This window comes from Pleomorphochaeta sp. DL1XJH-081 (assembly GCF_049310885.1).
Taxonomy (GTDB): domain Bacteria; phylum Spirochaetota; class Spirochaetia; order Sphaerochaetales; family Sphaerochaetaceae; genus CAYZJV01.
In genome coordinates this window covers 298,679-322,523 of the sequence record NZ_JBMDYO010000003.1, presented here as the reverse complement: position 1 = coordinate 322,523, position 23,845 = coordinate 298,679, and the positions used below count along the sequence as shown (strand labels likewise).

Here is a 23,845-nt window from a genome sequence, read left to right as displayed (position 1 = left end):
AGCTATATATGTATGAACACGCATCAGTTGTTGCGATAAAGAATAATAATATCATCACCGTCTCATGTGAGACAGATACCTGTGCGAATTGCAAGGCCGGAACCTTTTGCGCTACCAAAGGAAAGACCTTCAATGCCCATAACGGCACAGATAGAAATCTTTCGATTGGGGATACCGTAGAGATCTACCTTCCTCCCGGGAAGACGGTGACAGCCGGTTTCATCGCACTTTTGGTCCCCATACTCTTGTTCCCTGTCGGTTACTACCTACCATCGCTCTTCAATGCAGAAGTGGGTGAAGGAGTACGGATTATTGGAGGGATAGCGGGAATCGGTTTAGGATTTTTCATCAGCAGGTTATTCTCCAAAGCAAAATCGGGCGAATATACTCCTGAAGTCACGAGGATCATTGAAGAGAATTAGCCCAGAGGAAGCATCGTATGGCGAAACTGGCACAACGTACAAGGTCCACTCTCTTGGTAGGAGCAATACTCATACTCCTCCTTTCGTGTTCCTTTGCGCCTGAGGAGGAACTAGGTAGTGGCCGTCCCGCAGAGTTTCCCGACATGCGTTTGGAAGAGACCCGCTATCTGCTGGGTGTGGACGGAATGGAACCGATCAGAATCGATGCTGAACTTATAGAAGTCTACCAGGATGCGGAAAAAGCTTATATCACTGAGGCCGTTTTTAACCAATTCGATAATTCCGATATGCTGGTATTCTCTGGCTCTTTTGGTGCTGCTGAAGTAGACACCTCCAACAATAACATCTCGATGGAAAAAGGGGTCTTACTCCGCAACCATACCGACGATTTCACTATCGAGGCGGAAGCCTTGCAATGGGACAACCAAAATAAAAAAGCCTACGGCACATCCGATGCAATGGTCACCATAACAATGAAAGAACATGATATACTGCGTGGAACCGGATTTAGCGGAGACTTCGCATCAGCAATATTCGAGTTTGACCACGTAGAGGAGGGAAGCATCAGCTATGAATAGTCACACACACTACAAAAGGTGCATACCCGTTATCCTTCTACTCCTTTTTACCATGGTAGGATCTCTGTCTGGCGCGACGCCCATCTCCTTTCGAGGAGGGTACACAAGAGCTGTCATGCGAGAGGGACGAGAATCGATCCTTCTTAGCCAAGGTGCCGTCGTATCTGTAGGTAGCATCCAATTCGAAGCACAAAGGATAGAATTGATTGGTCCTCAAGCTCGCTATATTGTTGGAGAGGGATCAGTACGAATTACTGATACAGATAACAATATCATAATCAACTGTAATGAAATATCTTTTGACCGGGAGACAGAACAATTGCTGGTCGATGGATGGGTGGAAATCCAAGACTTGGAAAACGAAGTTGTGGCTTCGGGAGCCTATCTTTCATACAACCGGACCAAAGGATTGATGAAACTGCAAATTGCAGCGAAGCTTTTGCGACACACCGATTCCGGTCCCATGGTTTGTCGCGCAGACAGCATAGAATATGACCGTAATGCTATGCTACTGGCCTTGATCGGAAATTCTGAAGTAACCTGGAAAAACGATAGCTATCGTTCATCTGTAACAACCATTAATCTACAAACAGACGAAATTGTCATGGAAGGAACCATAAAAGGGACAGTCAATGGTTGAAGTCATGAAACACGCAACCCTTCAGATGAACCATCTCGCAAAACGATACGGAAGGAAAATGGTCGTTAAGGATGTATCCCTTGCTATGGAGTCGGGACAAATTATCGGGTTACTTGGTCCAAACGGAGCTGGCAAAACTACCATGTTCTATATGGTCGTAGGGTTCATTCGTTCGGATGGTGGTTCGATAATCCTCAATCATCAGGATGTAACAAATTTGCCCATGTACCGACGGTCCAGACTTGGTCTCTCTTACCTACCGCAAGAACCATCCATCTTCCGAAAACTGAGTGTAGAAGATAATATCAAACTTGTAGTCGAGACCAGAAGTGATCTTATGAAGGAAGAGAAACATTCTGTGGTGGAACAACTCTTGGATGAATTCGGGCTTGTTCCAATTAGGAAACAGTTCGGCTATACACTCAGTGGAGGAGAACGTCGCAGGACTGAAATCGCAAGAAGCTTGGCAAGTAATCCGCTGTTCCTTTTACTCGATGAACCTTTCGCAGGAATCGACCCAAAAGCAGTGTATGAAATAAAACGTTTGGTGAAGAGACTCTCTGAAAAAGGCATCGGTATTTTAATAACCGATCACAATGTCCGGGATACGTTGGCCATAACACACGAATCCCACATTATCAATGAGGGGGAGATTCTTGCAAGCGGGAAGCGGGAAGAGCTTTTACAAAACTCCGAAGCCCGGAGAATCTATTTTGGTGAGGATTTTTCTGAAGGTGATAGCATATGAGTCCCTCATTAGGTTTACAACAATCACTCAAACAACAGCTGACACTCTCTCCCCAACTCATCCAGACTTTCGAAATCCTGGCTATGTCCACTCTCGAATTACAGCAGAGAATAAAGACTGAGATTGAACAGAACCCAGCGTTGGAAATTCCTACCGACAGATCCGTTTCAATCGAACGTATATCAGAACAAGAACAGCGCAGTCGACCTGACGATGATTTCAGCGATAGTGCTGCTTACGATCCCTCTACATACCGATCGACAGTCAGACTTTCGAGCAATTATGATCAAGAGGCCTCTGATAAGAACCAACAATTCCTCGAGGGTACTCTGACGACATCAGAGACCCTTCAGGATTACCTGCTTCGACAATTGGGATGTCTGAAAATCAGTGAAACCGAATACGAACTCGGTAAGATGATAATCAGCAATCTAGATCACAATGGATTCCATCGCAACCCTGTGGAGACTTTGGCAAAAGGGGAAAAGCGACGCCTTTTGCTAGCGACACTTCCCATTGTGCAGAGTCTGGATCCACCTGGTATAGCGGCCGACGATTTCCGGCAGTCTCTGGTTCTCCAGGCAAAAGCCGACAATCTCTCCACGAGGGAACTGGGTATTTTTTCCCGGATAGTCTATGAGTATCTGGAACTCTTACGCTTGAACAAGATAAAAGAGGTAGCCAGAGATCTTCAGACGAGTGAAGAAGAGGTCCAGAATATCTATCGGTATTTGAAGACCCTGAATCCATTCCCTGGCCTCCAGTACGATACCATGGAAACACATTATGTTGTACCGGACCTCTTTGTCAGAAAGATCGAGGGAAGGCTACAATTGCGATTGAATACCGAGGTTCTTCCTACACTCACTATTGATCCGGAATTTACCTCTCTCTCAGCTGATCCTCGAGATAGTGCACATGATGAAACGACAGCATATATCAACAATGCTGTTAAATCGGCCAACCAATTGATCTCACAAATACATATGCGTAGTGAAACAATGAAGAAAATCGGGTTGGAGCTTCTAAAATTCCAACATGGTTTTTTCCTCAGAGGGCCACGCTACCTAAAGCCACTGACTTATCGTCAGATTGCCGAAGAGCTCTCTCTACATGAGACTACCATCAGCCGAGCCGTACAAGGTAAATACATAGACACAGATTGGGGAATACTCCCCATTAAAGAACTGTTCAGTTCGGCTTTGCAGACGACCATTCCTGGTAAGGAAGATGTATCAAAACGTGCAGTCATGGATATGGTTAAAGAAATGATCGAACAACACGATGGCGAAAAACCTTTGTCGGACCAGAAGATTGCGGATCAATTAGCACAAAAGGGTATCAAGATCGCACGAAGGACTGTGAGCAAATACCGAAAGAATCTTCACATCGATTCCTCTTATGAGCGCCCTACCTAACCACTCCCCGCTTCATCTCTATCTTATGTTTGTACATTCTACCATCGGCAACGGAAAACAATTCATCGATTGATTCGAAGTCATCTTCCTTTGCCCAGAAAGCCTCACCAAAGGCAATACTTACAGCGGAAGAAGCGTCACCCAATTCCCTATGTTCGGTAAACAATGCATCTCGAGCGACTTCATATCGTTCTGTACTACAAGGAGAACAGATCATGGCAAATTCATCTCCTCCAATTCTGTAGACAGTACCTACTTGGGAGAAACTCTTTTCGAGGGTACCCGCAATCAACTTCAACAATTCATCACCTGCCACATGTCCCTTTTCATCGTTGAGTTCTTTGAGATTGTTGACATCGAATATCATCAAACCCACTGGATTTTCAAATGGTTTTCCCCTCAGCGTAGAAAGCCGATCTTCAAATGCCCGTCGATTCGCTACTCCAGTCAAACCATCTGTATTGGCCAAAGAGAGCAGATACTCCTCTTTACCGCGTTGCTCGACAAAGATCATGACATGGTGCAATACTTGTCTCAGCAACACGAGTCCGAATGCAAGTATTGCAACATGGAAGACCAGTGCGTTCAACAAGGTATGTCGTGGAAGAAGCAGGAGTACCAACTCCCCAAAAACGGATGACAGTAACCATAGAATAGCGATTAAGAATTGCCGTATCTCTCTATTCCCCTGTCTGTAGGCCTTATAACAGAACCACACCAGTGCCAGAAGATAGATGAAGAGAACAATCGCCCCAGGAGTGAACGATGCATAGTAGGTCGCCACGTTATAATACTGCAACAAGGAAAAGACAATGAACGCTATAGGAAAAATCTGTACTACCCGACTAAAATGGAACGATTGTGGAATCTTGTACATGGTTGTTACAAAACGTGTTATAAACACTGGAAGTAGATACATGGAGACCACTCCCGCAAGCAACATAAAGACCTGGTTATGGATAAGCAGTTGAACTGACATGCTGCCACTTACTATCCACGTACCGGCGCACAATTCGATTCCTGCGAATGCAACCGCACTCTTACGCACTTCCATCTTCCTGAACAGAGTAACTGCGAGCAGGAACACTGTTGCCGATGTAAGGAGTATGAGGATACCGAAAAATAGGGAAAAACCATCATAGATCAACAATTCCATGATCTGAGAAACCCGTGATCCAAGATAAACAGGATAGAAAGTTCCACTGGTCTTCTCGCTATGACCAACCATAGCTATCTCAACAATCTTTCCTCTATAGTCTTTCGGCAACCAAACGAAATGACTGATATAGCCGGGAATTTTACCTCGTCTCGAGGAGAGATTCGCATCGTAGTTATAGATCTCTACTCCATCAAGATATACCTGTACCGTCTTCTGAGAAGTTCGGAACATGAGACTGTTGGTAGCGGTCCCATCTTCGCTCAATTTCCTGGAAAGGATGATAGATTTTCCTTTCAATGATCCGATATCAACAACCGTAGGCACAGAAAAATCGTCATCCACCACAAGACCCTCAACAGTTAAGGTCCAGCCCTCGGATAATTCATGCGAAGGTGATTTCCAAACGGAGTCAATATCTACTTTGGCTGCATCGAATAGACTTACCGATAGAACAAGAATAAAGAGCACATACAACAGGATGCGTATAAATTTGCTCCATTTTGCCATGATGTTCCATCATATCATGAAAATTCGCAATAGAGAGATATTTTTATTGGAATTGGTGTGATTTTCAATAAAAATGAGGATCGGCTTTCCATTTGACTTTTCCCATCGCCGGTCGTATCCTTTCTATACGACCTTATTGAAGGAGGACCTATGAATTTAGAAATCAAAGGAATCCACTACAATGTGAGCGACACAACGCGTGAGTTTTTTGATAAAAAACTCCAAAAACTCTCATTCGCAGAGAGCTTCATCCATGATTTGACCATTACGGTTGCGAAGGAGCACGTTGGGCAAGGCTATCACCTCGATGGGAAAATCCACTTTTCCTGGGGTCCGATAAAGATGGTAAATACCGACTGCTATGAGTTGTATGAAGGTATCGAACTTCTGGTCGACAAACTCGAAGCTACGGCTAGGAAGGAAAAAGGAAAAATACAAGAACACACCAAATGAGATCTTCCCACTTAGGGAAGCCGTAAGTATAAGTGCCCCGGGACAACCGGGGCATTTTATTCCATCAGAGGAGTCAAAACTACTTAACAAACGCTCACATATCCGCATAAAATGTGGTATAGTGCGGAAGGAGGAACCATGGTAGACTTTTCCATTCTCGATCTTCTGGATCTTGATTTGAAAGAACATAACCACTTGCAGCTGACCTGTATTGCCGGCAGGAGTGGTCTATCACGTAAGCTTACCAATTCAAAGATAAGTCGCCCTGGACTTCCACTCAGTGGATTCTTCGATGAATTCAGCCATGAAAGCATACAAGTATTCGGTCGCGGTGAACAACAATATTTGAAGAAGCTTGAAGCTGAGGACAATCTATCCTCCCTAGAACGGCTTTTCTCCTACCCTGTTCCCACCTGCATCTTCTGCGATGGTGGTCGTCCGAGCCTGAGAATTATTGAAATTGTAGAACGCTCTGGTTGCTCCGTATTACAGACTGCACTAGGTTCAGCTGACTTCTCGCGAGGGTTGATCCAGATGTTGGATGAAATTTTCGCTCAGACGTTAACCATCCATGGTGTCTTGGTCGAAGTTTATGGAATCGGGGTTCTCATCACTGGAGAAAGTGGGGTCGGTAAAAGCGAGACAGCATTGGAATTGATCGAGCGGGGACACCGATTGATCAGTGACGATACAGTCAAGCTAAGGAATATCAGCGATACCTACCTGATTGGAAGCGGAGAAAATCCAATGCTCGCCCATCATATGGAAATCAGGGGTATAGGAATACTTAATCTTGCGAACCTCTTCGGTGTAGGATCCATTAGAGACAAGAAACAGGTTCAACTCCTTGTCCATTTAGAAGAGTGGGATTCCAACAAGAATTACGATCGGGTAGGTGAAGATCTATCTGAGAACCTACTGGGAATAGATGTCCCAAAACTCGAAATACCGGTCAAGCCGGGCAGGAATGTTCCGATTATCATAGAGACAGCCGCACGTAACGAACGCTTGAAGAAACTTGGTTATTATTCTGCCAAGGAATTTGACCAGAGTGTCCTAAAGTGGCTCGAAAGCGAATCAGCAAGGAACCTGTATTATAACAACGAGGAGACATTTTGATCATGGTGGAACGAGAAGTCGAGGTTCTGAACCGCGCCGGAATCCATGCCCGACCAGCGGCATTGATCGTGAAGGTAGCGAACAAATTCTCATCCAACCTCTATATGGAGAAGGATAGGATGAAGATCAACGGTAAGTCGATCATGGGTATCATCACCCTCGGTGCTGCCTATAAATCAAAATTGACTATTAGCACGGAAGGGCCTGATGAAGTCGAAGCTGCCGATGCGATAGAACAACTCTTCACCAACCGGTTCGAAGAATAGGAGGAGCAAGTGAAAGGTCTGACGGCAAGACAAAGTGAAGTCCTCGAATTTATCAAACGGTATATCGAAAGCAATTCCTACGCTCCTGCTGTTAGAGATATTGCAAATGCTTTTGGCATAACCGTGAAAGCAGCGCATGACCACCTGAAGGCTTTGGAGCGTAAAGGCGCAATCCACTCGTCAGAAGGAATTTCACGATCAACTGGTGTTGTTGGTTTTAACACCTCCCCTTCAGTAGAGACCATTGCCATACCAGTTTTGGGCAACACGGCGGCCGGCCAACCGATCCTAGCTGAAGAAAACAAAGACTATGAACTCCATATACCCACATCCCTTGTCTCAGGAAAAGGTCCCTACTTCGCGTTACACGTTGAAGGGGACAGCATGATAGATGCAGGTATCCTTGATGGAGATCTGGCTATTATCAAGCAGGCTGGAAGCGCAAACAATGGAGAGATTGTTGTAGTCCGGGTTGGTGAAGAAAACAGGGTTACTTTGAAACGATACTATCTCACCAACAGCGCTATCGAACTAAGACCTGCAAATCCGAAATACGGCTCAATCTATTCCAAGGATGTCACGGTTATCGGAAAGTTGCACATGATCATAAGAGACTATGGGCACTGATACAAAGAGGATACATCTCCTTCTGGGACCAGAGACTGGGGAAAAAGGAGTTCGTCTCAAGGAGATCCGCAATACCCTGAGGTCCGAATTCGGCTCAGATCCGGAAATCTATCGTTTTTATCCGTTTGAGACCCTTAACGGAGAAATATTCACCGCATTACATAACAATTCACTGTTTTCAGAACATCGGCTTGTAATCCTCAGCCAAGCAGAAGACCTTCAGGCCACACAAATTAAAGAACTTGTCGAATACCTGAAGGAACCGAATGATTCAGCAACATTGGTAATCATTAGCAACGAAACCTACATATCGAATAAAATATCATCGGCCGTGCCCAAAGAAAACACTAAGGTATTCTGGGAGATGTTCGACAATCAAAAACCACAGTGGCTGCAAAATATTTTTTCACGAGAAGGGTTCGTCATTACCAGCAATGCGGTTGAGATTCTCTTAGAGCTGGTAGAGAACAATACACAGGAACTTCGTTCCACGGCTTTACAGCTCATGCAATTCTTAACATCAGATGGTAAGGATACGGTTTCCGAAGAGGATGTCGAAAAGTACATCGAGCATACAAGACAAGAGAGTGTATTCTCTTTATTCGAACACATGGCTACTGGTAGTTACGAAAGAGCACTCGATGTCCTTTACACCCTAATACGTTCAGGTGATGGTGAGGCAGTACCGCTTCTTGCAGGTCTGATGTGGCAATTCAGGAGACTTGTGTCCTTGGAGGAGCTCTTGGAATTGGGTAATCGATGGGAAGAAGCTGTAAAAGAGGTTAAGGTAATGGGGAAGGCAACCCCAATCAGACGGAAAAAGGATCATGGCATATATGCTGAAGCGGTAAAACGATATCCGTTGGAAAACAGCCGATCCATACTGGCGAGAATCGGTGAGTTCGATATTAAGACCAGAGAACTTGGGACCGATATGCAACCAATGTTGCTTGAGCAGCTGGTGGGCATCATCATGAAAAGGAAAGGGACTCCTCCAAAACCACTGACAACTTTATCTTTTTCTACAGATGTAAGGTTTTGAGTATCTTTTCCGCTACAGGCAAAGGCACTTTGCCAACACTTGCCATCTCTTGAGCTGTTGCCGAAAGCAGAGCTTCCAAGGTTCCAAAGGTCTGCATGAGCCTCTTGCTTCTTGCAGGTCCTACCCCAGGGATCGACTCCAATAACGTAAAGGTTGCCTCCCTCGATCGTTGCTGCTGATTCAGTGAAGTAGCAAAACGGTGGGTTTCGTCACGTACTGCCTGTAAAACTTTAAGAGCCGGAGAAGATTCTGGCAAGCGTAACGGAGGACGGCCATCGGGGAAGTGAATATCTTCGTACTGTTCTGCCAGACCGACAACGGGAATATCGTCCAATCCTAAGACCGCCAAAGCCTCTTTTGCCGCATGTACTTGCCCTATACCTCCATCTATCATAATGAGATCGGGTAATGGTTGTTTCTCCTTAACCTGCCTAGTGTACCGTCTGGTTACAGCCTCCCGGATAGCTCCGAAATCATCTATTCGACCCTCCAAACTACGAATATTGAAACGACGATAGTTTTTTCGATCAGGATTGCCATCCTGAAATGTTATGAGCGATGCTACCGTAAATTTTCCTGCTAACTGAGCGATATCGAAGCCTTCTATTCGCTTCGGGAGATTCTCAAGTTCCAAAACATCCATGAGTTCTTCGATAGCTTCAGGATTCTCCCTACTCTTAAGCCTCTTCTCTACATCCCTTGCTGCATTCTCTGTGGCCATCCGAAGCACTCTATAGTGCTTCCCCTCAATGGGAACAGATACTTCTGTAGGAACTTTCAACTCTTGTGCGAAATACGCCCCAACCAAAGCAATATCGATATCATGCGATACGTACAATTGTTGGGGTATATTTCCGCCATCGCCATAGTATTGGGTAAGGAAGTTCAACAAAGTCTCTGTCTCATCACCGAATGTCTCTGCACGATAGAGAGCTTTTCCCATCAGCTTTCCATCCCGAATCTGCATGATCGAGACTGTGGCCAGATGCATCCTCATTTCACATGCGGCATAATCGCGGCTTTCTGTGGAAAAGTCCTGAACCTGTTGTGCTTTTGTCACCGATTCTAGGGCTAGAAGGAGATCACGCTTTTCAGCTGCGAGTTCGAATTTTTGCTCCTTCGCAGCTAACAACATCTCTTCACGTACCTGCCGTATGAGGTCATCATCCTTTCCTTGGAGAAAAGCCCTTACCTTATCGATATGTTTCGCATATTCCTCTTCTGTGACCAAACCGGCACAAGGACCGCAACAACGACCAATATGATAGTAGAGACAAGGTGTATATCGCTTCCTAAGTGGTATACCACACTTACGCAATGGAAACATCTTGTCTATGAGCTCCAGATACTGACCTAGACTCTTGCCATCGGGATAGGGTCCATAGTATTCAGAACCATCGTTGATAATCCTTCGTGTCTTGAATACTTTGGGGAACGGTTCATTCGTTATCCTGATGAGAGGATAACTTTTGCCATCTTTGAGGGAGATATTGTAGTGTGGATTGTACTTCTTTATGAGATTGTTCTCCAATACCAGAGCTTCATACTCATTACCTGTGATGATGTACTCGATATCGGCAATCTTGCTTACTAGGAAGGTGGTCTTGATATCCCTTCCACTAAGAAAATAGGAGGTCACCCTATTGCGTAAGTCCTTAGCCTTACCAACGTAGATAATCTTAGACGATGAATCTTTCATCAGATATACGCCAGGAAGGTGGGGCAAGGATTTTGCTTGTTCTTTTGGAGTGTTTCCCATATGGGCAACAGCATAGCCTCCGATTGATGAAAATGCAAGAATGCAGCACAATAGCACCATGATCGAGCAACATCCCCTAGCCTCAAGTCTCACTGATTCGGATCGGGTTTTCCTCCAGCACCTAGCAGAAACCTATCACCCGACATATCAGCAGATGCGGATCCTGATAGAACAGTCGATAGACCTTACTCTCTGGAGACAGTCACCCATAGAAGAGCTTTGGGATGAGAAAGCGGGTGGACAGTTGACGGGGAAAGCCAAATTCAAGGCTATGATGAAAGACGTAATGGATAAAATAACCACGTTACGTCGCATGCCCACTGAATATGACAACTTCTTCGATAAACCGAAACTCAATGCCAAACCAAGTCATGTAGAGGAACTCACAGAGACCCGGTTACTTGGACGTTGCCCTTGTCCGGTATCGGGAGAAAAGACTCGCTGCTGTAATCTGCTCACCCTTGATGTTGTCCAGCAATGTGCTTTTGCCTGTTCCTACTGCTCGATCCAAAGTTTTTACCACAAGGATGAAATCATTTTTACAGCCAACCTCCCCCAAAGGCTCGATAATCTCGAATTACCCTCCGATGCTTGGCATATAGGAACCGGACAATCCTCAGATTCTCTTTTATGGGGCGATGATCATGGAATACTAACAGCTTTGGCGGATTTCTCCAAAAATAACCCCAAAGTCGTGGTCGAACTGAAGACCAAATCAAGCAGGACTGATTGGATTTCGCAGGTCGATTTTCCTCCGAATATGATTGCCACCTGGTCTTTGAATGCTCCTACCATTATAGGAAAGGAAGAACATAAGAGCGCATCATTGGAAAACCGATTGAAGGCAGCTCGTAAAGCCGCTGATGCAGGCATCCTCGTGGGCTTTCATCTTCATCCCATGGTCTATTTTTCAGGATGGGAAGAAGAATACCGTTTCGTTGTAAATGCAATAACAGAGCGGTTTTCCATAGAGGAGGTGGTTATGGTATCGATGGGTACTCTCACCTTCACAAAGGAGGTATTGAGACAACTGAGACAATCCCAACAACCAAGCAGAATTCTCCAAATGGAGCTGACCGAGTCGGCAGGAAAGTACTCGTATCCGACGGAGGTGAAACAACAGATGTTTACACATGCGTACAAATGCTTTCCAGCTGATTGGAAAACTGAAAACGGTCCTTTCTTTTATCTGTGTATGGAACTTCCTCAATTGTGGGAGCCTGTGTTCGGACGGTCATATCCAGACAACGAGGCGTTTGAACTCGATATGAAAAACCACTATTGGAGAAAGATTAGAAAAGGTTGACAACTCTCAAACGAGTGACCATAATTGACACGAATCATATTTTTGTAGAGAAAAAGATGAAACGTAGATCAGACGCAACCTATGTTGCAGACCTCCCTCCTTTCAAACGAATCCTTCCCTATGCCATGCCCAAAAGATGCGATGCTGTTGTCTACCACGAATTCACGGTAGATCTTACGGAAGGAATCCGATTCATTAAAAAACTCAACAGAAATGATCCTGGAGACCATACATATCGGGTTTTCGAACTCTTCCTCAGTGCCCTACTCCGAACAATAACTGTCCGACCCCACTTAAATCGATTCATCATGAATTATGATTGTTGGCAAAGAAACGAGTTATCGCTGAATTTTGTGGTGAAGGAAGATTATACAGATGAGGCTCCTGAGCACACGGCCATACTCTATTTCGAACCCGATATGACGTTCCCCGAAATAGCGTCTATTATCAATAGAACCATCGAAGAATCCCGTAATGGAGGAGATGGAAACGATACCGACTCGGCAATCGGTTTCTTCCTCCATTTTCCCAAATGGGTACTCAGATCCTTATTAGCCATAATCCGATTCTTTGATGTAATCGGGCTCGCCCCAAAAGCCCTTAGAGATGCCGATGGTTTGCATGCATCCGCTTTCGTCGCAAATCTCGGTAGTATCAATCTTTCGGGAAGCCCTCATCACCATCTCTATGAATGGGGGACTACCTCACTATTTCTTACTATGGGAATGCTGAAACGAAAAAGAATGGTTGATGAAGAGGGAAACCAAACACATATGGATACAATGCAAATTGGAGTATCCGTGGATGAAAGGATTGCCGATGGCTTCTATTTCATCAAGTCCATGCAAATCCTTCAAGACTATCTCAGCCATCCCGAGCTGCTCATGCAGCGTCCACAAATTCCTGCTCTACCACCGTCTGCAAAGGAGGTTGCGAAGAAACACAGGATAAAGCGGAAGGTACGCCGAAAGAGACGAAGATTCTTACGGAAATCCGCTTAGTCTCTATTCCCTTTAGACTTCTTAACGAAGTTTTTCGTCGAATAATTCTTTCTCACGTCCAGAGAGTGGACAATCTTGACCATCCAACATTGCTTTCAATGCTTCTAGCTCAGTTGAAGAGAAACGCTTGCCCCCTACAACCAGTCGTTCAAATGCCTCACATGCCATCGGACATACAGCTCTGACCATCGATAGAATCACCTCAGCATATGCACGTATTTCATACTGGGCATGACTGTCAAGTCGCAATTCCAGAAAATGGAACAAGTTATGCAAATCCATTTGCCAATACCATTGGGTATAGAGGCTGAGAGGAAGATCAATCCTAGCCAATTCGCGGGCAATCCCCAGATCCAACAACTCATGATAGGTCGTGAAAGCCCTCTGCTGATCATCCTTCAGTATCTGGGCAACCTTCTGTTGGAGGACTGGGTCAACCGGCTCTTCGGAACGACCTTGTTTGTTGTCGTCACTCTGGAAATTGATATGTTCCAAGGTAGGGATATAAGCTTCATCGGCCATTACACTATAGCGTCCCGAAATCTCGTTTACCCTTGCAGTACGGTGACGTATCCACTGCCGTGCAACAAATATCGGCATCTTGATATGGAAGGTGAAATTAACCTGTTCGAAAGGTGATGTATGATCATTTCTCATCAAGTAGGTAATAAGGCCTTTGTCTTGCCGAAAACTTTTTGTCCCCTCTCCGTAGGAGACTCTGGCTGACTGGACGATACGAGAATCCGATCCCAAATAGTCGACCAAGCGGACAAAGCCCTTATCTAAGACAGGAAATTCCTTATCGAGAATTGCTTCTGCCTCGGGTACTATACAATGTGCCATATCATCATCCTCCAGAAGCTCTATCTTGCCATAACATCCACGCTAGAGCAATCCCATCCTTCCAAGCAATACGGCAAGACCAGCGCTACAAGCGGTCTCCGTTCTTAATATCCTGCCGCCTAGAGTACGTGTCATGAAACCAGAATCGACGAATAGAGTCCGCTCCCGGTCTGACCATCCCCGCTCCGGGCCAACTGCTAAAAGTACAGGAGCACCTAAGCCTTCCGCTTTGGAGAGAGGAGGATTATGATCTACATTGTCCAATAGTATCCTATGTATCCAATGTTGTGGTCTCTTAAGGAAGTCGTCTATAGATTCTAGGAGCGAGAATCGGGGAAGAGCTGTCTGTCCAGCTTGCATCGCACCATCCAAAAGATATTTCTCATATTCGCCGGTAGACCAGAGTTTAGCCGACCCGTAGGAACGTTCAGCAGTATCAGCTCCTACCACCAGTAGCTCCTCGACACCGAGACTAACTGCCTCTCGGAGAATCCGTTTCATACAGATGGGACGTACTTGTGCAACCAAGAGAGTAACTGGGTGGAGAGCAAGAACTCCTGCGGTCCTATTGAAACTATAATGGATACCCGTTTCATCCATGCTATCGATTGTAGCTATGCCTCTATCCCCATTGACCTTACCCATGGAAAAACTATCTCCAGGAGACAACCGAAGGACTTTTCGAATGTGTTCTCCACGATAATCAGAATAAGGAATACAATGATTATCTGGCCATTGTTGGAACAGGATGATATTCATGGAAGGGAGTATATGCTGTTGCATGCGCTCTGTAAACACAGTATCATAAGGCAACCTGTACAAGGGTAGATGGGAGAGGGCGATGTCTAAGATAAAGATTTTCACTGCGGAGCACCATGATCCATGGTTCAACTTGGCAACTGAAGACTGGTTGTTTAAAACCTTTCCAGAAGACCATCATGTCCTATTCCTTTGGCGCAATAAACCCTGTATCGTCATCGGAAGATTTCAGAATCCTTGGAACGAATGCAATATCAAGGCTATGGAGACCGATGGTGTAGTGCTTGCCAGAAGACAGAGCGGAGGCGGAGCAGTTTATCATGACTTAGGAAATACGAATTTTACATTCATGTCTCCCCGGAACGAATATGATAAGGACAGGAATTTCGGAATCATCATCAAAGCATTAGAAAAATTTGGTATAACAGCAGAACAATCGGGTAGAAATGATATTCTTGTCGACGGGAAAAAGGTTTCTGGAAGTGCATTCCGTATGACAACACAACGTGCTTTCCACCACGGGACACTGCTCATAAAAACCGATATGGGAAAACTACCCCAATATCTCACACCCGATAAGACAAAATTGCAGTCCAAAGGTGTCAAGTCTGTGGCAAGCCGTGTAGCGAATCTAACAGAATACGCTAGTGCCCTTACCCACGACTCATTATGCGATGAGATAATTGCAACTTTCCAAAAGACCTATGGTGAATCATGCAAAGTTGAAGATCTGACTACCGAGCGCCTCTCGAAAATTGATTCATTGTATGAGACCTACCAACTCTATTCCGATTGGAACTGGCGTTTCGGTTCTTCTCCCCAGTTCGCCCATCCTATCTCCGCTCGTTTCCCTTGGGGAGGAATAACATTGGATATCGATATCAGGGAAGGAAAGGTCGCCGGACTCAATATTTTCAGCGATTCTCTTTCGGTGGAATTCATCGAACGGGTACAAGAAGTTCTCCCAGGAACCCGTTACGCACCAGAGGATATCAGATACACGCTACTGGATGGAACGAAAGACCTTCCTCCGGAAATCCAAGCCATGGCGGTCGACGTCGCGGCACTGGTGGAGAAGGAGATGGAATGAAATGAAGAGATTTCTTCTCATTCCTGTCCTCCTTCTATTTTTCACCGTTGCCCTTTTTTCGCGAGGAACCCGTGAAACAGAACCACTGCCATCCAGAGCTCCCCTCAAACAGGAAAATACCTTTTCTATAGCACTGATTGAATCGGAAGACACCATATACCTCGACCCCATCCGCGCAACCGATGCATCGTCACTGATGATCTTAGATGGATTATTCGAAGGATTGTACAGTCTTGACCCAAAGGATGGTGAACCTATACTTGCATTGGCTAAACACGCAACAGTATCGAACGATGGCCTAATGTGGACATTTGAGCTAAAGGAGGATATCCGATTCTCAAATGGAGACCCTATAACAGCCGAATCTATAGCAGACTCCTGGATATGGTTATTGGAGCAATCACAAAAGGGAACCGGAAACACCTATCTCATCTCGATGCTGGATTGTATTGAAGGGGTGGAGCAATTCAGGACGGGATCCGCCACAGCGAATAAAATTGGAATTTCTACAACCGACAACCCCCAGACAATTACCCTCAAACTATCTTCTCCAGCACCCTATTTGCCAAAGCTGTTGAGTATGTTACCACTTTCTGCCATCCATCCGACCCTATGGAAAGATACTGGTGTAATTGCACCACAAGACATTATCAGTTCTGGTCCGTATGTAGTGGGATCCTTTGAAGATAAATCAATTATCTTGGAAAAGCATCCTTGGTACTCAAATTACCTAGAGGTTCCTAGTGATTATGTCCAATTCTCCTTTATGGACCCTAAGGCTATTATTGATGCTTACCTAGATAGGAAGGTCCATTGGGCTTTGGCCTATATTCCTCAAGAACAGCTTACCCATCCTGATGATATGCGGATATCAGCCCAATATTCCACCGGCTTCTATTATTTTAGCGCAGAGAATGGACCGTATGCCAATCCAAAGATCCGTCGCGCATTGGATCTTTTGATACCATGGGATGAAATACGGGTGGAGAGTCGTCAGCTATTTCCCACAGATAAGCTGATTCCAAACGGAAAGGTATATGAAGGTAAGCCTGATAGCAATTTAGGCGAAAACGAACTGGAAGCATATGCATTATTAGCAGAGGAGGGATTCCCCTACGGAGCAGGCCTTCCTCCCTTGCATATGGCTGTACATAGAGGTTCCCAAGTTATACAGAGCGCTGAACGGATATCCGAAATCCTTACGAGAAAACTTGGGATGACGGTTGTATTGGATAGCGTGCCATTGAGCACCTATTCGCGCTATCCAGAATTATCACCATACGAATTATCATTCATCACATGGATAGGTGATTTTCATGACCCTTTCGCGTTCCTCTACTTGTTTAGCGGAGAAAGCGGATATAATCTTGGGAAGTTGCACGATGAGACATTCGATCGCCTTCTCGGAATGGCACTGAAGGCAGAAAACGTTGAAGAGCGGATGCGATTCACAGAGGCTGCCGAGTCATATCTTCTGGAAAACTCTTTGGTCTTCCCCCTCTATCATGGATTCACCATCAATACCATCCAATCCGATAGAGTTACTGGATGGTACGCAAATATTCTCGACTTTCATCCGATCAAATATCTTGGTATTAACTAGATTCCACAGGGAAGACGGCATTCCTCCCAAAGGGTTGTGTGAGTGCTATGAGTGTTGCTTGAGAGGCTTCTCCCAACTGGCTCTCAGTTACTCTCCATGCCCAGTTCGAACCACCACAGGTTCCAGGCTGGTTCATACGGGCAGAACCTCCCAGGTTCAGCACATCTTGCATGGGAACGATAGCATACTGTGCTGCTGAGGCCATCACTGAACGCATAAGATGCCAAACGACGCCATCGTCTGAACAACTCAGATAGCGTCTTACAATATCCTTCATCCCCTCATCCAACTTCTCGTACCATCCACGCGTCGTGTCGTTGTCATGTGTTCCGGTATAGGCAACACAAACTTCATCATAATTGTGGGGAAGATATGCATTATCAGGATCAATCAACCCCGGGCCTAGCGAGTTGAATGCAAACTGAACAATTTTCATTCCAGGGAATCCATTCGAATCACGCAGAGATTCAACCTCAGGGGTAATCACACCCAGATCCTCTGCTATTACCGAAAGCTTTCCAAATCGTTGTCTCAATATAGTGAATAACTCTTGTCCGGGCGCTTTTACCCACGTTCCATACTCTGCGGTCGTATGGTCTGCCGGGACTTCCCAGTAGGCTTCAAATCCTCTGAAATGATCTATACGCACCATATCGGTCATGACAAACTGATGTTCCAATCGACGAATCCACCAACTAAAACCATCTGCCTTCAGAGCATCCCAATCATAGACCGGATTACCCCAAAGTTGTCCTGTAGAACTAAAAGCATCTGGGGGAACTCCCGATAGAGCTGACGATCTGCCATCCTCTTCCATTTTCAAGTATTTACGGTTACTCCAGGCATCCACACTGTCGGCAGCGACAAATATGGGAATATCTCCGACAATAGCAACATTCTTAGCATGTGCGTAATCCTTTAGGGCTCTCCACTGTTTGAAGAAGAAGTATTGCAAGACTTTCCAAACGGAAATCTCCCGATTCTTCTCCTTTTTCCAGTAAGCCAAGGCTTCTTTTGATCGTTTGGTCAACTGGGGATCCCAAGCACTGAACCACCGGGAATCTCCATAATGGTCAACCATCGCCCGATATAACGCATAATCATCCAACCAATCTGCTTGTTCGGAGCAGAATGCATCGAACTCCTTCCTCTCCTGTAAAGGTGCATCTGCAAGAAATTTGCTAGCTGCCTTTACCAGTAACGGGAATTTATAGGATTCAACCTCCTGGAAAGCTACCGAATCTACGGGAAAATGGGGAGTATCGACTATATCGGATAGATCGAGATATCCATCATCAAGAAGCTCGTCCAAACTGATCAGAAATTCATTCCCGGCGAACGCCGAACGAACAGCATATGGGGAATTGCCGAATCCGACAGGACCCAATGGAAGAATTTGCCATAACCCTACAGAGGCTTCGGAAAGCATATCAATAAACATTCGTCCAGGTTCTCCCAAATCTCCAATACCCGAACTACCGGGTAAAGAAGTGGGATGAAGAAGGACTCCGCTGTAACGTATCTTTTTATTCATTGTGAAAATATAGAGCATATCGAGATTTTTTGCCATACTTGTTCACAACCCGTTTTTCGGGTATAATACTGGTATGACATCTTCAGAAAAGAATGAGATCTTTGCATTGGGAGACCATGTGGTCTATCCGCTCCAAGGGGTGGGAGTCATCAATAAAATTGAGGAAAAGACTCTCCGTGGAAACACGTCCTTGTACTATGAAATCTTTCTGGAGATATCTGACATGACAGTTATGCTCCCGGTAGATAAGGTCGCTGAACTCGGTATCCGAAGTATTGTGAAACCGTCAGAAGCAATGGAAGCTATAAACAGCATCTCCAATAAGCTAGATCAGGTTCCGGTAGATTGGAAAGCACGGTATCAGATGAATGTGGATCTTTTAAGTGAAGGTTCCATTGCATCTATAGCGAAGGTAGTCCAGATCCTCTACCACCGAAGCAAGATTAAGGAATTACCGGTACAGGAGAGAAAACTGTACGATAACGCACTGCGGATTCTCATTGATGAATCGGCTCTTGCATTAGGACGACCTAGGGAAGAGATTGAAGCCATGATTTTTAGTAAACTTGAACGTGAGCCCAAGGCCAAGGAGTCCTAGTGTCTTTCCCTCCACACGGCGTAATTATTACAGCCGCAGGTACTAGCACCCGGTTCAACGGATCGAACAATTCATCGCAGAAAAAAGAGTTTCTTCTGTTGGATGATAGAAGTGTCCTCTATCATGCGGCACTCCCTTTTTTCTCGCTTCCAAATCTTGAATTTGTTGTAGTAACCTATAGTGAGGGACTTCGTGAAGAGACCGAAGTTGCATTAGACAATCTGCTCTTTGCATCACCCATTCCTGTCCAATTGGTATTAGGTGGTAAAACCCGCCAGGAATCCGTCTTAAAAGGATTAGAGGCATTGGAACACTATGCTCCGAACATCTCCTATGCCCTCATACATGATGGTGCACGTCCATGGGTATCTGAAAAGACAATCATATCAACCTTGGCTATGGCAACTGTCTTTGGTGGTGCAGCGCCTATACTCCCTATCCATGACGCTGTCAAACGGCTCGATAGCGAAGGAAAGATTCTCAATCATGAAGACCGTAGTGGCTTGGTCATGATCCAGACCCCCCAAGTATTTCGTTTTCCTGAAATACTCCAGGCACATCGAAAGGCGATAAGCCACGATCGCCTCTATGTAGACGATACTGAGATTTATACCGATTTCGGGGGACTTGTGGGCACAACACCCGGAAATCCTGAGAATCGTAAAATCACAATCGCTGATGATTTCCCCCAAATCAAGGAGCAACTATGAGAGTAGGTTCTGGTTGGGATCTTCATCGATTGGTTGAAAAACGTCCTCTTATGCTTGGAGGAGTCCAAATTCCTCATACGAGGGGTGAGGCAGGACACTCAGACGGTGATGTCCTTATCCATGCCATTATTGATGCACTGTTGGGAGCAGTGGCTATTGGAGATATCGGGTCTCACTTCCCTCCCTCAGATGATCGATGGAAGGACGTTTCCAGCTTAGAATTGCTTCAGATGACCTTGGAGAAAATTAAGGGTTGGAAAATCGTAAATATCGATACGACAGTAATATTGGAGAATCCAAAATTACGCCCCTATATAGATGCTATCCGAGATTCGCTCTCTCAAACTTGCGACATTCCTATCGAATGTATCTCTGTAAAAGCAAAGACAGCTGAAGGCATACTGGGAGAAGTTGGCCAAGGAGAGGCAATCATCGCCCAAGCTATAGTCCTGCTTAAACCGGTACCTACAGACAATTGTACAGAGTTGGATGAGTGGGTCTGATATGACAAAGCCGGGCTTTCGCCCGGCGTTACATCATCTATTCAGAAATCAGCATGGTCTTCGGATCCAGAGTCACCCGCATAGGCTTCGGATCGAGTTGTTCTCCATCCTTCACCAACGTCATGAGAACCTTATCCATCGATTCATTGTACTTGAGCCCGATAAGAACATCGATTAACTCCTCATACTTGAGAATCGTGTTAGGAACTCCATTATCGTCGAATGCTACATCGGGTTTTACCGGAGAGACGGAGAACCAAACCTCCAAACGCATATCCATTGCGAACTGTTTGATTTTCCGAACATCATCTTCTGTAGCGACGGTAAGTTTGTAACCATCGAACATGATAGCATCGGCATTGAATGAACCTTGTCTAATAAGTGTCTCAAGACTGGATAAGACCTTCTCAATCGTTACATTTTCTTGACTAAAGTTCATTACCACACGATTGGCTAGAATCTCATTATAAATGGTAGCTGCATCTTCCAATGACCGGTTCTCAGAAATTTGCCTGAAAACCTCCTTGTACCAATTGATCACATGTTCGACATTGCCGGAGAAAGAGACATGGATGATATGCTCGTTCCTGAATAACTTATCTGTTGCCAGATGAACGAGACAGGCTGTTTTTCCGATACCGTGGCGAGAAACAAGAACCCCAAGGTTTCCTTTTCCCAATCCACCATCCAAAGACTCATCGAACGCCCGCAACGGGCTCAAAGCATTTAACTCTTGAATTTCCATACTATGCATCCTCCGAGATGTTGATGTCTCTAAAGTATATCATGGTTTTGCTAACGGCAAAACAATCTTCTGATATTGTTCAAAAAAATGAAAAGACTGCTGTGAAAAGATATTCACAACAGCCTTTATGAGAATTATCCTAAAACAAGGTTACTTTGCTTGTTCTTTCTTTTTCTTCTCTTCGTAAGCCTTCTTGAGGTCTTCACTGACACTTGAAGGAACCCGGCTATACTTTGCCAATTCCATAGTGAACTCAGCCTTACCTTGGGTAAGGGATCTCAATACGGTAGAGTAACCGAACATCTCAGAGAGAGGGACTTCAGCTTCAACGGTACACATCGCACCATCTTCGCTTGAACTTACAATGATTCCGCGTCTTTGGTTGATGCTTCCGAAGATATTACCCTGGAATTCCGTCGGACCTTCGACAGCGACCTTCATTACCGGCTCGAGGATCACAGGCTTAGCCCTTGAGTAGGCATCACGGAAAGCACTAAGCGCAGCAGTCTGGAAAGCCTGGTCAGAGGAGTCTACCGGGTGGTAGGCACCATCATTGATCACGGCACGTACACCGACGACAGGGAAGCCCAACTGGGTGCCTTTCTTGACAGCCATCTGGAAACCTTTATCACAAGAAGGGATATATTCGGTTGGAATAACTCCTCCCTTGATCTGATCGATGAACTCGTATTCCTTTGCATCCTCAGCTTCTTCAATCGGTTCGAAGTAACCAGCAACACGAGCATACTGTCCCGATCCACCAGTCTGTTTCTTGTGAGTATAGTTGAAGTCGGCACGTTGGCTGATAGCCTCACGATAGGCAACCTCAGGACGGTCGGTCACAACCTCAGCCTTGTATTCACGACGCATGCGTTCCACATAGACTTCGAGGTGCAACTCTCCCATTCCCTGAATGATTGTCTGATTTGATTCAGGGTCGACGTATGTATTGAAGGTCGGATCCTCTTTAGTGAACCGGTTGAGAGCTTTTGCCATGTTGTCCGCAGACTTCTTGTCCACTGGATTCACAGCAAGACTGATTACCGGCTTGGGAACGAACATGGATGTCATCGAATAGTTCAAGGAGGGGTGACAGAATGTATCACCAGAGGCACATTCGATTCCGAAGAGTGCTGCGATATCTCCACAACCAGCTTCGGTGATGTCTTCCATCGAATTGGCATGCATGCGGACCAATCGTCCAACCTTGAATTTCTTCTTGCTTCTTGTATTGAAAAGTTCGTCACCCTTCTTGATTTTTCCCTGGTAGATCCTGATATAGGTCAACTGGCCATACTGGCCATCCTCAAGCTTGAAGCCAAGGACAACAGGAGGCAAACTTTCATCTGCTTTCAACACAACATCGGCCTCATCGTTATCCAAATCGAGGGCAGTATTCCTGACCTCAGTAGGATTGGGAAGATATCCGATTACTGCATCGAGCAATGGCTGAATTCCTTTGTTCTTGTATGCACTACCCATGAGTACCGGTACAAGCTCCAAGGCAATTGTTCCTTTTCGAACAGCTTTATAGATAAGATCCTCTGTCACAGCGTCTTCAAGCATCGCTTCCATGAGCTCATCGGAACAGAGTGACACTGCATCAAGCATCTCTTCGCGCTTCTCTGCAGCCTCATCCTTGAGTTCAGCAGGAATCTCCTCGTAACGGAGGACTTCTCCACTTGCACCATCGAAGTAGATTGCCTTCATGGTGATCAGATCTACAACACCTTGCAAACGATCTTCAAGGCCGATGGGAATCTGCAGCAGTACTGCATTCAAGCCCAGTTTCTCAACCAACTGCTTCTTTACCCTATAGGGATTGGCTCCAGTTCGGTCACATTTGTTGATGAATGCGATCCGGGGAACGCGATACCGTTTCATCTGTCGGTCAACAGTGATCGACTGTGATTGTACACCAGCTACAGAACAGAGGACCAGTACAGCACCATCCAATACACGGAGAGACCGCTCAACCTCAATGGTGAAGTCTACGTGTCCCGGGGTATCGATAACATTGATCGGATGACCTTTCCAACTTACGTTTGTTGCAGCAGAGGCAATAGTGATTCCTCTTTCACGCTCGAGTTCCATAGAGTCCATCGTGGCACCAACGCCATCCTTTCCACGAACTTCGTGAATTGCATGGATTCTATTGGAATAGAAGAGAATACGCTCGGAAAGTGTGGTCTTACCCGAATCAATGTGGGCACTTATTCCGATGTTTCTCATTTTTGTAATTTCAGACATACAAGTTCCTCTTCCTTTATCGCCGAATCGGCAAGCTTCCATAAAGCCTACGCATCATCGGTCGTAGATATTTCCTGGATTTCATACATATCCCAGCTCAAAACGAGAATCTGCAACAACTTGGGTATATGAGTCATGTACACTTCATCCCAGCGTACCGAACGG

At 45.4% G+C, this 23,845-nt stretch carries 24 protein-coding genes; 17 read left to right on the top strand and 7 right to left on the bottom strand.

All coding sequences use genetic code 11. From position 1 onward, the window contains the following. The first annotated feature begins 8 nt into the window (after positions 1–8). From ACODJP_RS08065 to rpoN, 5 genes are read left to right on the top strand one after another with little or no spacing between them, the layout of a single operon-like run. On the top strand, positions 9–422 hold the full coding sequence (locus ACODJP_RS08065; protein ID WP_422480323.1) for a SoxR reducing system RseC family protein: 414 nt from the start codon (positions 9–11) through the stop codon (positions 420–422). Positions 423–439: 17 nt separating this feature from the next. After that, positions 440–1,000 (top strand): LPS export ABC transporter periplasmic protein LptC, encoded by a 561-nt coding sequence (gene lptC / locus ACODJP_RS08060; RefSeq protein ID WP_422480321.1) that lies wholly within the window; start codon positions 440–442, stop codon positions 998–1,000. Continuing rightward, positions 993–1,640 (top strand): LptA/OstA family protein, encoded by a 648-nt coding sequence (locus ACODJP_RS08055; protein ID WP_422480319.1) that lies wholly within the window; start codon positions 993–995, stop codon positions 1,638–1,640. Before lptC ends, ACODJP_RS08055 begins: the two co-directional genes overlap by 8 nt. A gap of 4 nt (positions 1,641–1,644) precedes the next feature. Next, on the top strand, positions 1,645–2,388 hold the full coding sequence (gene lptB / locus ACODJP_RS08050; protein WP_422480317.1) for an LPS export ABC transporter ATP-binding protein: 744 nt from the start codon (positions 1,645–1,647) through the stop codon (positions 2,386–2,388). Further along, the gene (gene rpoN, locus ACODJP_RS08045) at positions 2,385–3,806 is read left to right on the top strand and encodes an RNA polymerase factor sigma-54 (RefSeq protein ID WP_422480315.1); all 1,422 of its coding nucleotides are present in this window, start codon (positions 2,385–2,387) and stop codon (positions 3,804–3,806) included. The genes lptB and rpoN overlap by 4 nt, the downstream gene beginning before the upstream one ends. On the opposite strand, the gene ACODJP_RS08040 is transcribed toward rpoN, so the two are convergent. After that, positions 3,799–5,472, bottom strand: a complete 1,674-nt coding sequence (locus tag ACODJP_RS08040) for a diguanylate cyclase domain-containing protein (RefSeq protein ID WP_422480313.1) — start codon at positions 5,470–5,472, stop codon at positions 3,799–3,801. The genes rpoN and ACODJP_RS08040 overlap by 8 nt on opposite strands. 150 nt (positions 5,473–5,622) lie before the next feature. Between ACODJP_RS08040 and hpf the strand changes: the two genes are divergently transcribed. The 5 genes from hpf (at position 5,623) to holA (ending at position 8,979) form a co-directional block, all read left to right on the top strand. Beyond that, the gene (gene hpf, locus ACODJP_RS08035; RefSeq protein WP_422480311.1) at positions 5,623–5,925 is read left to right on the top strand and encodes a ribosome hibernation-promoting factor, HPF/YfiA family; all 303 of its coding nucleotides are present in this window, start codon (positions 5,623–5,625) and stop codon (positions 5,923–5,925) included. Between the two features lie 138 nt (positions 5,926–6,063). Continuing rightward, the gene (gene hprK / locus ACODJP_RS08030) at positions 6,064–7,044 is read left to right on the top strand and encodes an HPr(Ser) kinase/phosphatase (protein WP_422480309.1); all 981 of its coding nucleotides are present in this window, start codon (positions 6,064–6,066) and stop codon (positions 7,042–7,044) included. A 2-nt stretch (positions 7,045–7,046) separates the two neighbouring features. After that, complete coding sequence (locus ACODJP_RS08025) at positions 7,047–7,310, top strand: HPr family phosphocarrier protein (RefSeq protein ID WP_422480307.1); 264 nt, start codon at positions 7,047–7,049, stop codon at positions 7,308–7,310. Positions 7,311–7,319: 9 nt separating this feature from the next. Then, positions 7,320–7,937, top strand: coding sequence for a transcriptional repressor LexA (gene lexA, locus ACODJP_RS08020; protein WP_422480305.1), 618 nt, complete (start codon positions 7,320–7,322; stop codon positions 7,935–7,937). Next, entirely contained in the window at positions 7,927–8,979 is a 1,053-nt protein-coding gene (holA, locus tag ACODJP_RS08015) for a DNA polymerase III subunit delta (protein WP_422480303.1), read from the top strand. The genes lexA and holA overlap by 11 nt, the downstream gene beginning before the upstream one ends. Here holA and uvrC read toward each other — a convergent pair. Then, positions 8,960–10,798 carry an excinuclease ABC subunit UvrC gene (uvrC, locus tag ACODJP_RS08010; protein ID WP_422480301.1) on the bottom strand — a complete coding sequence of 613 codons (1,839 nt, stop codon included), beginning with the start codon at positions 10,796–10,798 and terminating at the stop codon, positions 8,960–8,962. The genes holA and uvrC overlap by 20 nt on opposite strands. Here uvrC and ACODJP_RS08005 point away from each other — a divergent pair. Beyond that, entirely contained in the window at positions 10,797–12,044 is a 1,248-nt protein-coding gene (locus tag ACODJP_RS08005; RefSeq protein WP_422480299.1) for an SPL family radical SAM protein, read from the top strand. The two genes, uvrC and ACODJP_RS08005, sit on opposite strands and share 2 nt — an antisense overlap. A gap of 56 nt (positions 12,045–12,100) precedes the next feature. Further along, on the top strand, positions 12,101–13,045 hold the full coding sequence (locus ACODJP_RS08000; protein ID WP_422480297.1) for a 2-oxoacid:acceptor oxidoreductase: 945 nt from the start codon (positions 12,101–12,103) through the stop codon (positions 13,043–13,045). Between the two features lie 21 nt (positions 13,046–13,066). Here ACODJP_RS08000 and thyX read toward each other — a convergent pair whose 3' ends face one another. Continuing rightward, positions 13,067–13,888: an FAD-dependent thymidylate synthase gene (gene thyX, locus ACODJP_RS07995; protein ID WP_422480295.1), complete on the bottom strand. Its 822-nt coding sequence runs from the start codon at positions 13,886–13,888 to the stop codon at positions 13,067–13,069. 42 nt (positions 13,889–13,930) lie between these two features. Further along, positions 13,931–14,647 carry an RsmE family RNA methyltransferase gene (locus ACODJP_RS07990; protein ID WP_422480294.1) on the bottom strand — a complete coding sequence of 239 codons (717 nt, stop codon included), beginning with the start codon at positions 14,645–14,647 and terminating at the stop codon, positions 13,931–13,933. An 82-nt stretch (positions 14,648–14,729) separates the two neighbouring features. Here ACODJP_RS07990 and ACODJP_RS07985 point away from each other — a divergent pair, with 82 nt between their 5' ends. Together ACODJP_RS07985 and ACODJP_RS07980 are read left to right on the top strand one after the other, a co-directional pair. Further along, positions 14,730–15,737: a lipoate--protein ligase gene (locus ACODJP_RS07985; RefSeq protein WP_422480292.1), complete on the top strand. Its 1,008-nt coding sequence runs from the start codon at positions 14,730–14,732 to the stop codon at positions 15,735–15,737. A gap of 1 nt (position 15,738) precedes the next feature. Beyond that, positions 15,739–17,340 carry a peptide ABC transporter substrate-binding protein gene (locus ACODJP_RS07980; protein ID WP_422480290.1) on the top strand — a complete coding sequence of 534 codons (1,602 nt, stop codon included), beginning with the start codon at positions 15,739–15,741 and terminating at the stop codon, positions 17,338–17,340. Here the strand turns inward: ACODJP_RS07980 and malQ are convergent. Beyond that, positions 17,333–18,874 carry a 4-alpha-glucanotransferase gene (gene malQ / locus ACODJP_RS07975; protein ID WP_422480288.1) on the bottom strand — a complete coding sequence of 514 codons (1,542 nt, stop codon included), beginning with the start codon at positions 18,872–18,874 and terminating at the stop codon, positions 17,333–17,335. The genes ACODJP_RS07980 and malQ overlap by 8 nt on opposite strands. A 73-nt stretch (positions 18,875–18,947) precedes the next feature. On the opposite strand from malQ, the gene ACODJP_RS07970 reads away from it, so the two are divergent. From ACODJP_RS07970 to ispF, 3 genes are read left to right on the top strand one after another with little or no spacing between them, the layout of a single operon-like run. Continuing rightward, positions 18,948–19,472 carry a CarD family transcriptional regulator gene (locus ACODJP_RS07970; protein WP_422480286.1) on the top strand — a complete coding sequence of 175 codons (525 nt, stop codon included), beginning with the start codon at positions 18,948–18,950 and terminating at the stop codon, positions 19,470–19,472. Continuing rightward, positions 19,472–20,182, top strand: a complete 711-nt coding sequence (locus tag ACODJP_RS07965) for an IspD/TarI family cytidylyltransferase (protein ID WP_422480284.1) — start codon at positions 19,472–19,474, stop codon at positions 20,180–20,182. The genes ACODJP_RS07970 and ACODJP_RS07965 overlap by 1 nt, the downstream gene beginning before the upstream one ends. Further along, positions 20,179–20,685, top strand: a complete 507-nt coding sequence (ispF, locus tag ACODJP_RS07960) for a 2-C-methyl-D-erythritol 2,4-cyclodiphosphate synthase (RefSeq protein ID WP_422480282.1) — start codon at positions 20,179–20,181, stop codon at positions 20,683–20,685. Before ACODJP_RS07965 ends, ispF begins: the two co-directional genes overlap by 4 nt. A gap of 37 nt (positions 20,686–20,722) precedes the next feature. Here ispF and ACODJP_RS07955 read toward each other — a convergent pair whose 3' ends face one another. Together ACODJP_RS07955 and fusA are read right to left on the bottom strand one after the other, a co-directional pair. Further along, positions 20,723–21,430, bottom strand: coding sequence for a hypothetical protein (locus ACODJP_RS07955; RefSeq protein WP_422480280.1), 708 nt, complete (start codon positions 21,428–21,430; stop codon positions 20,723–20,725). Positions 21,431–21,580: 150 nt separating this feature from the next. After that, positions 21,581–23,680, bottom strand: a complete 2,100-nt coding sequence (gene fusA / locus ACODJP_RS07950; RefSeq protein ID WP_422480278.1) for an elongation factor G — start codon at positions 23,678–23,680, stop codon at positions 21,581–21,583. Positions 23,681–23,845 lie beyond the last annotated feature (165 nt).

Coding starts and splice junctions, on each gene's coding strand:
- ACODJP_RS08065 (WP_422480323.1), top strand. CDS start 9: ATGTATGAACACGCATCAGTTGTTGCGATAAAGAATAATAATATCATC.
- lptC (WP_422480321.1), top strand. CDS start 440: ATGGCGAAACTGGCACAACGTACAAGGTCCACTCTCTTGGTAGGAGCA.
- ACODJP_RS08055 (WP_422480319.1), top strand. CDS start 993: ATGAATAGTCACACACACTACAAAAGGTGCATACCCGTTATCCTTCTA.
- lptB (WP_422480317.1), top strand. CDS start 1,645: ATGAAACACGCAACCCTTCAGATGAACCATCTCGCAAAACGATACGGA.
- rpoN (WP_422480315.1), top strand. CDS start 2,385: ATGAGTCCCTCATTAGGTTTACAACAATCACTCAAACAACAGCTGACA.
- ACODJP_RS08040 (WP_422480313.1), bottom strand. CDS start 5,472: ATGGCAAAATGGAGCAAATTTATACGCATCCTGTTGTATGTGCTCTTT.
- hpf (WP_422480311.1), top strand. CDS start 5,623: ATGAATTTAGAAATCAAAGGAATCCACTACAATGTGAGCGACACAACG.
- hprK (WP_422480309.1), top strand. CDS start 6,064: ATGGTAGACTTTTCCATTCTCGATCTTCTGGATCTTGATTTGAAAGAA.
- ACODJP_RS08025 (WP_422480307.1), top strand. CDS start 7,047: ATGGTGGAACGAGAAGTCGAGGTTCTGAACCGCGCCGGAATCCATGCC.
- holA (WP_422480303.1), top strand. CDS start 7,927: ATGGGCACTGATACAAAGAGGATACATCTCCTTCTGGGACCAGAGACT.
- ACODJP_RS08005 (WP_422480299.1), top strand. CDS start 10,797: ATGATCGAGCAACATCCCCTAGCCTCAAGTCTCACTGATTCGGATCGG.
- uvrC (WP_422480301.1), bottom strand. CDS start 10,798: ATGGTGCTATTGTGCTGCATTCTTGCATTTTCATCAATCGGAGGCTAT.
- ACODJP_RS08000 (WP_422480297.1), top strand. CDS start 12,101: ATGAAACGTAGATCAGACGCAACCTATGTTGCAGACCTCCCTCCTTTC.
- thyX (WP_422480295.1), bottom strand. CDS start 13,888: ATGGCACATTGTATAGTACCCGAGGCAGAAGCAATTCTCGATAAGGAA.
- ACODJP_RS07990 (WP_422480294.1), bottom strand. CDS start 14,647: ATGAATATCATCCTGTTCCAACAATGGCCAGATAATCATTGTATTCCT.
- ACODJP_RS07985 (WP_422480292.1), top strand. CDS start 14,730: ATGTCTAAGATAAAGATTTTCACTGCGGAGCACCATGATCCATGGTTC.
- ACODJP_RS07980 (WP_422480290.1), top strand. CDS start 15,739: ATGAAGAGATTTCTTCTCATTCCTGTCCTCCTTCTATTTTTCACCGTT.
- malQ (WP_422480288.1), bottom strand. CDS start 18,874: ATGAATAAAAAGATACGTTACAGCGGAGTCCTTCTTCATCCCACTTCT.
- ACODJP_RS07970 (WP_422480286.1), top strand. CDS start 18,948: ATGACATCTTCAGAAAAGAATGAGATCTTTGCATTGGGAGACCATGTG.
- ispF (WP_422480282.1), top strand. CDS start 20,179: ATGAGAGTAGGTTCTGGTTGGGATCTTCATCGATTGGTTGAAAAACGT.
- ACODJP_RS07955 (WP_422480280.1), bottom strand. CDS start 21,430: ATGGAAATTCAAGAGTTAAATGCTTTGAGCCCGTTGCGGGCGTTCGAT.
- fusA (WP_422480278.1), bottom strand. CDS start 23,680: ATGTCTGAAATTACAAAAATGAGAAACATCGGAATAAGTGCCCACATT.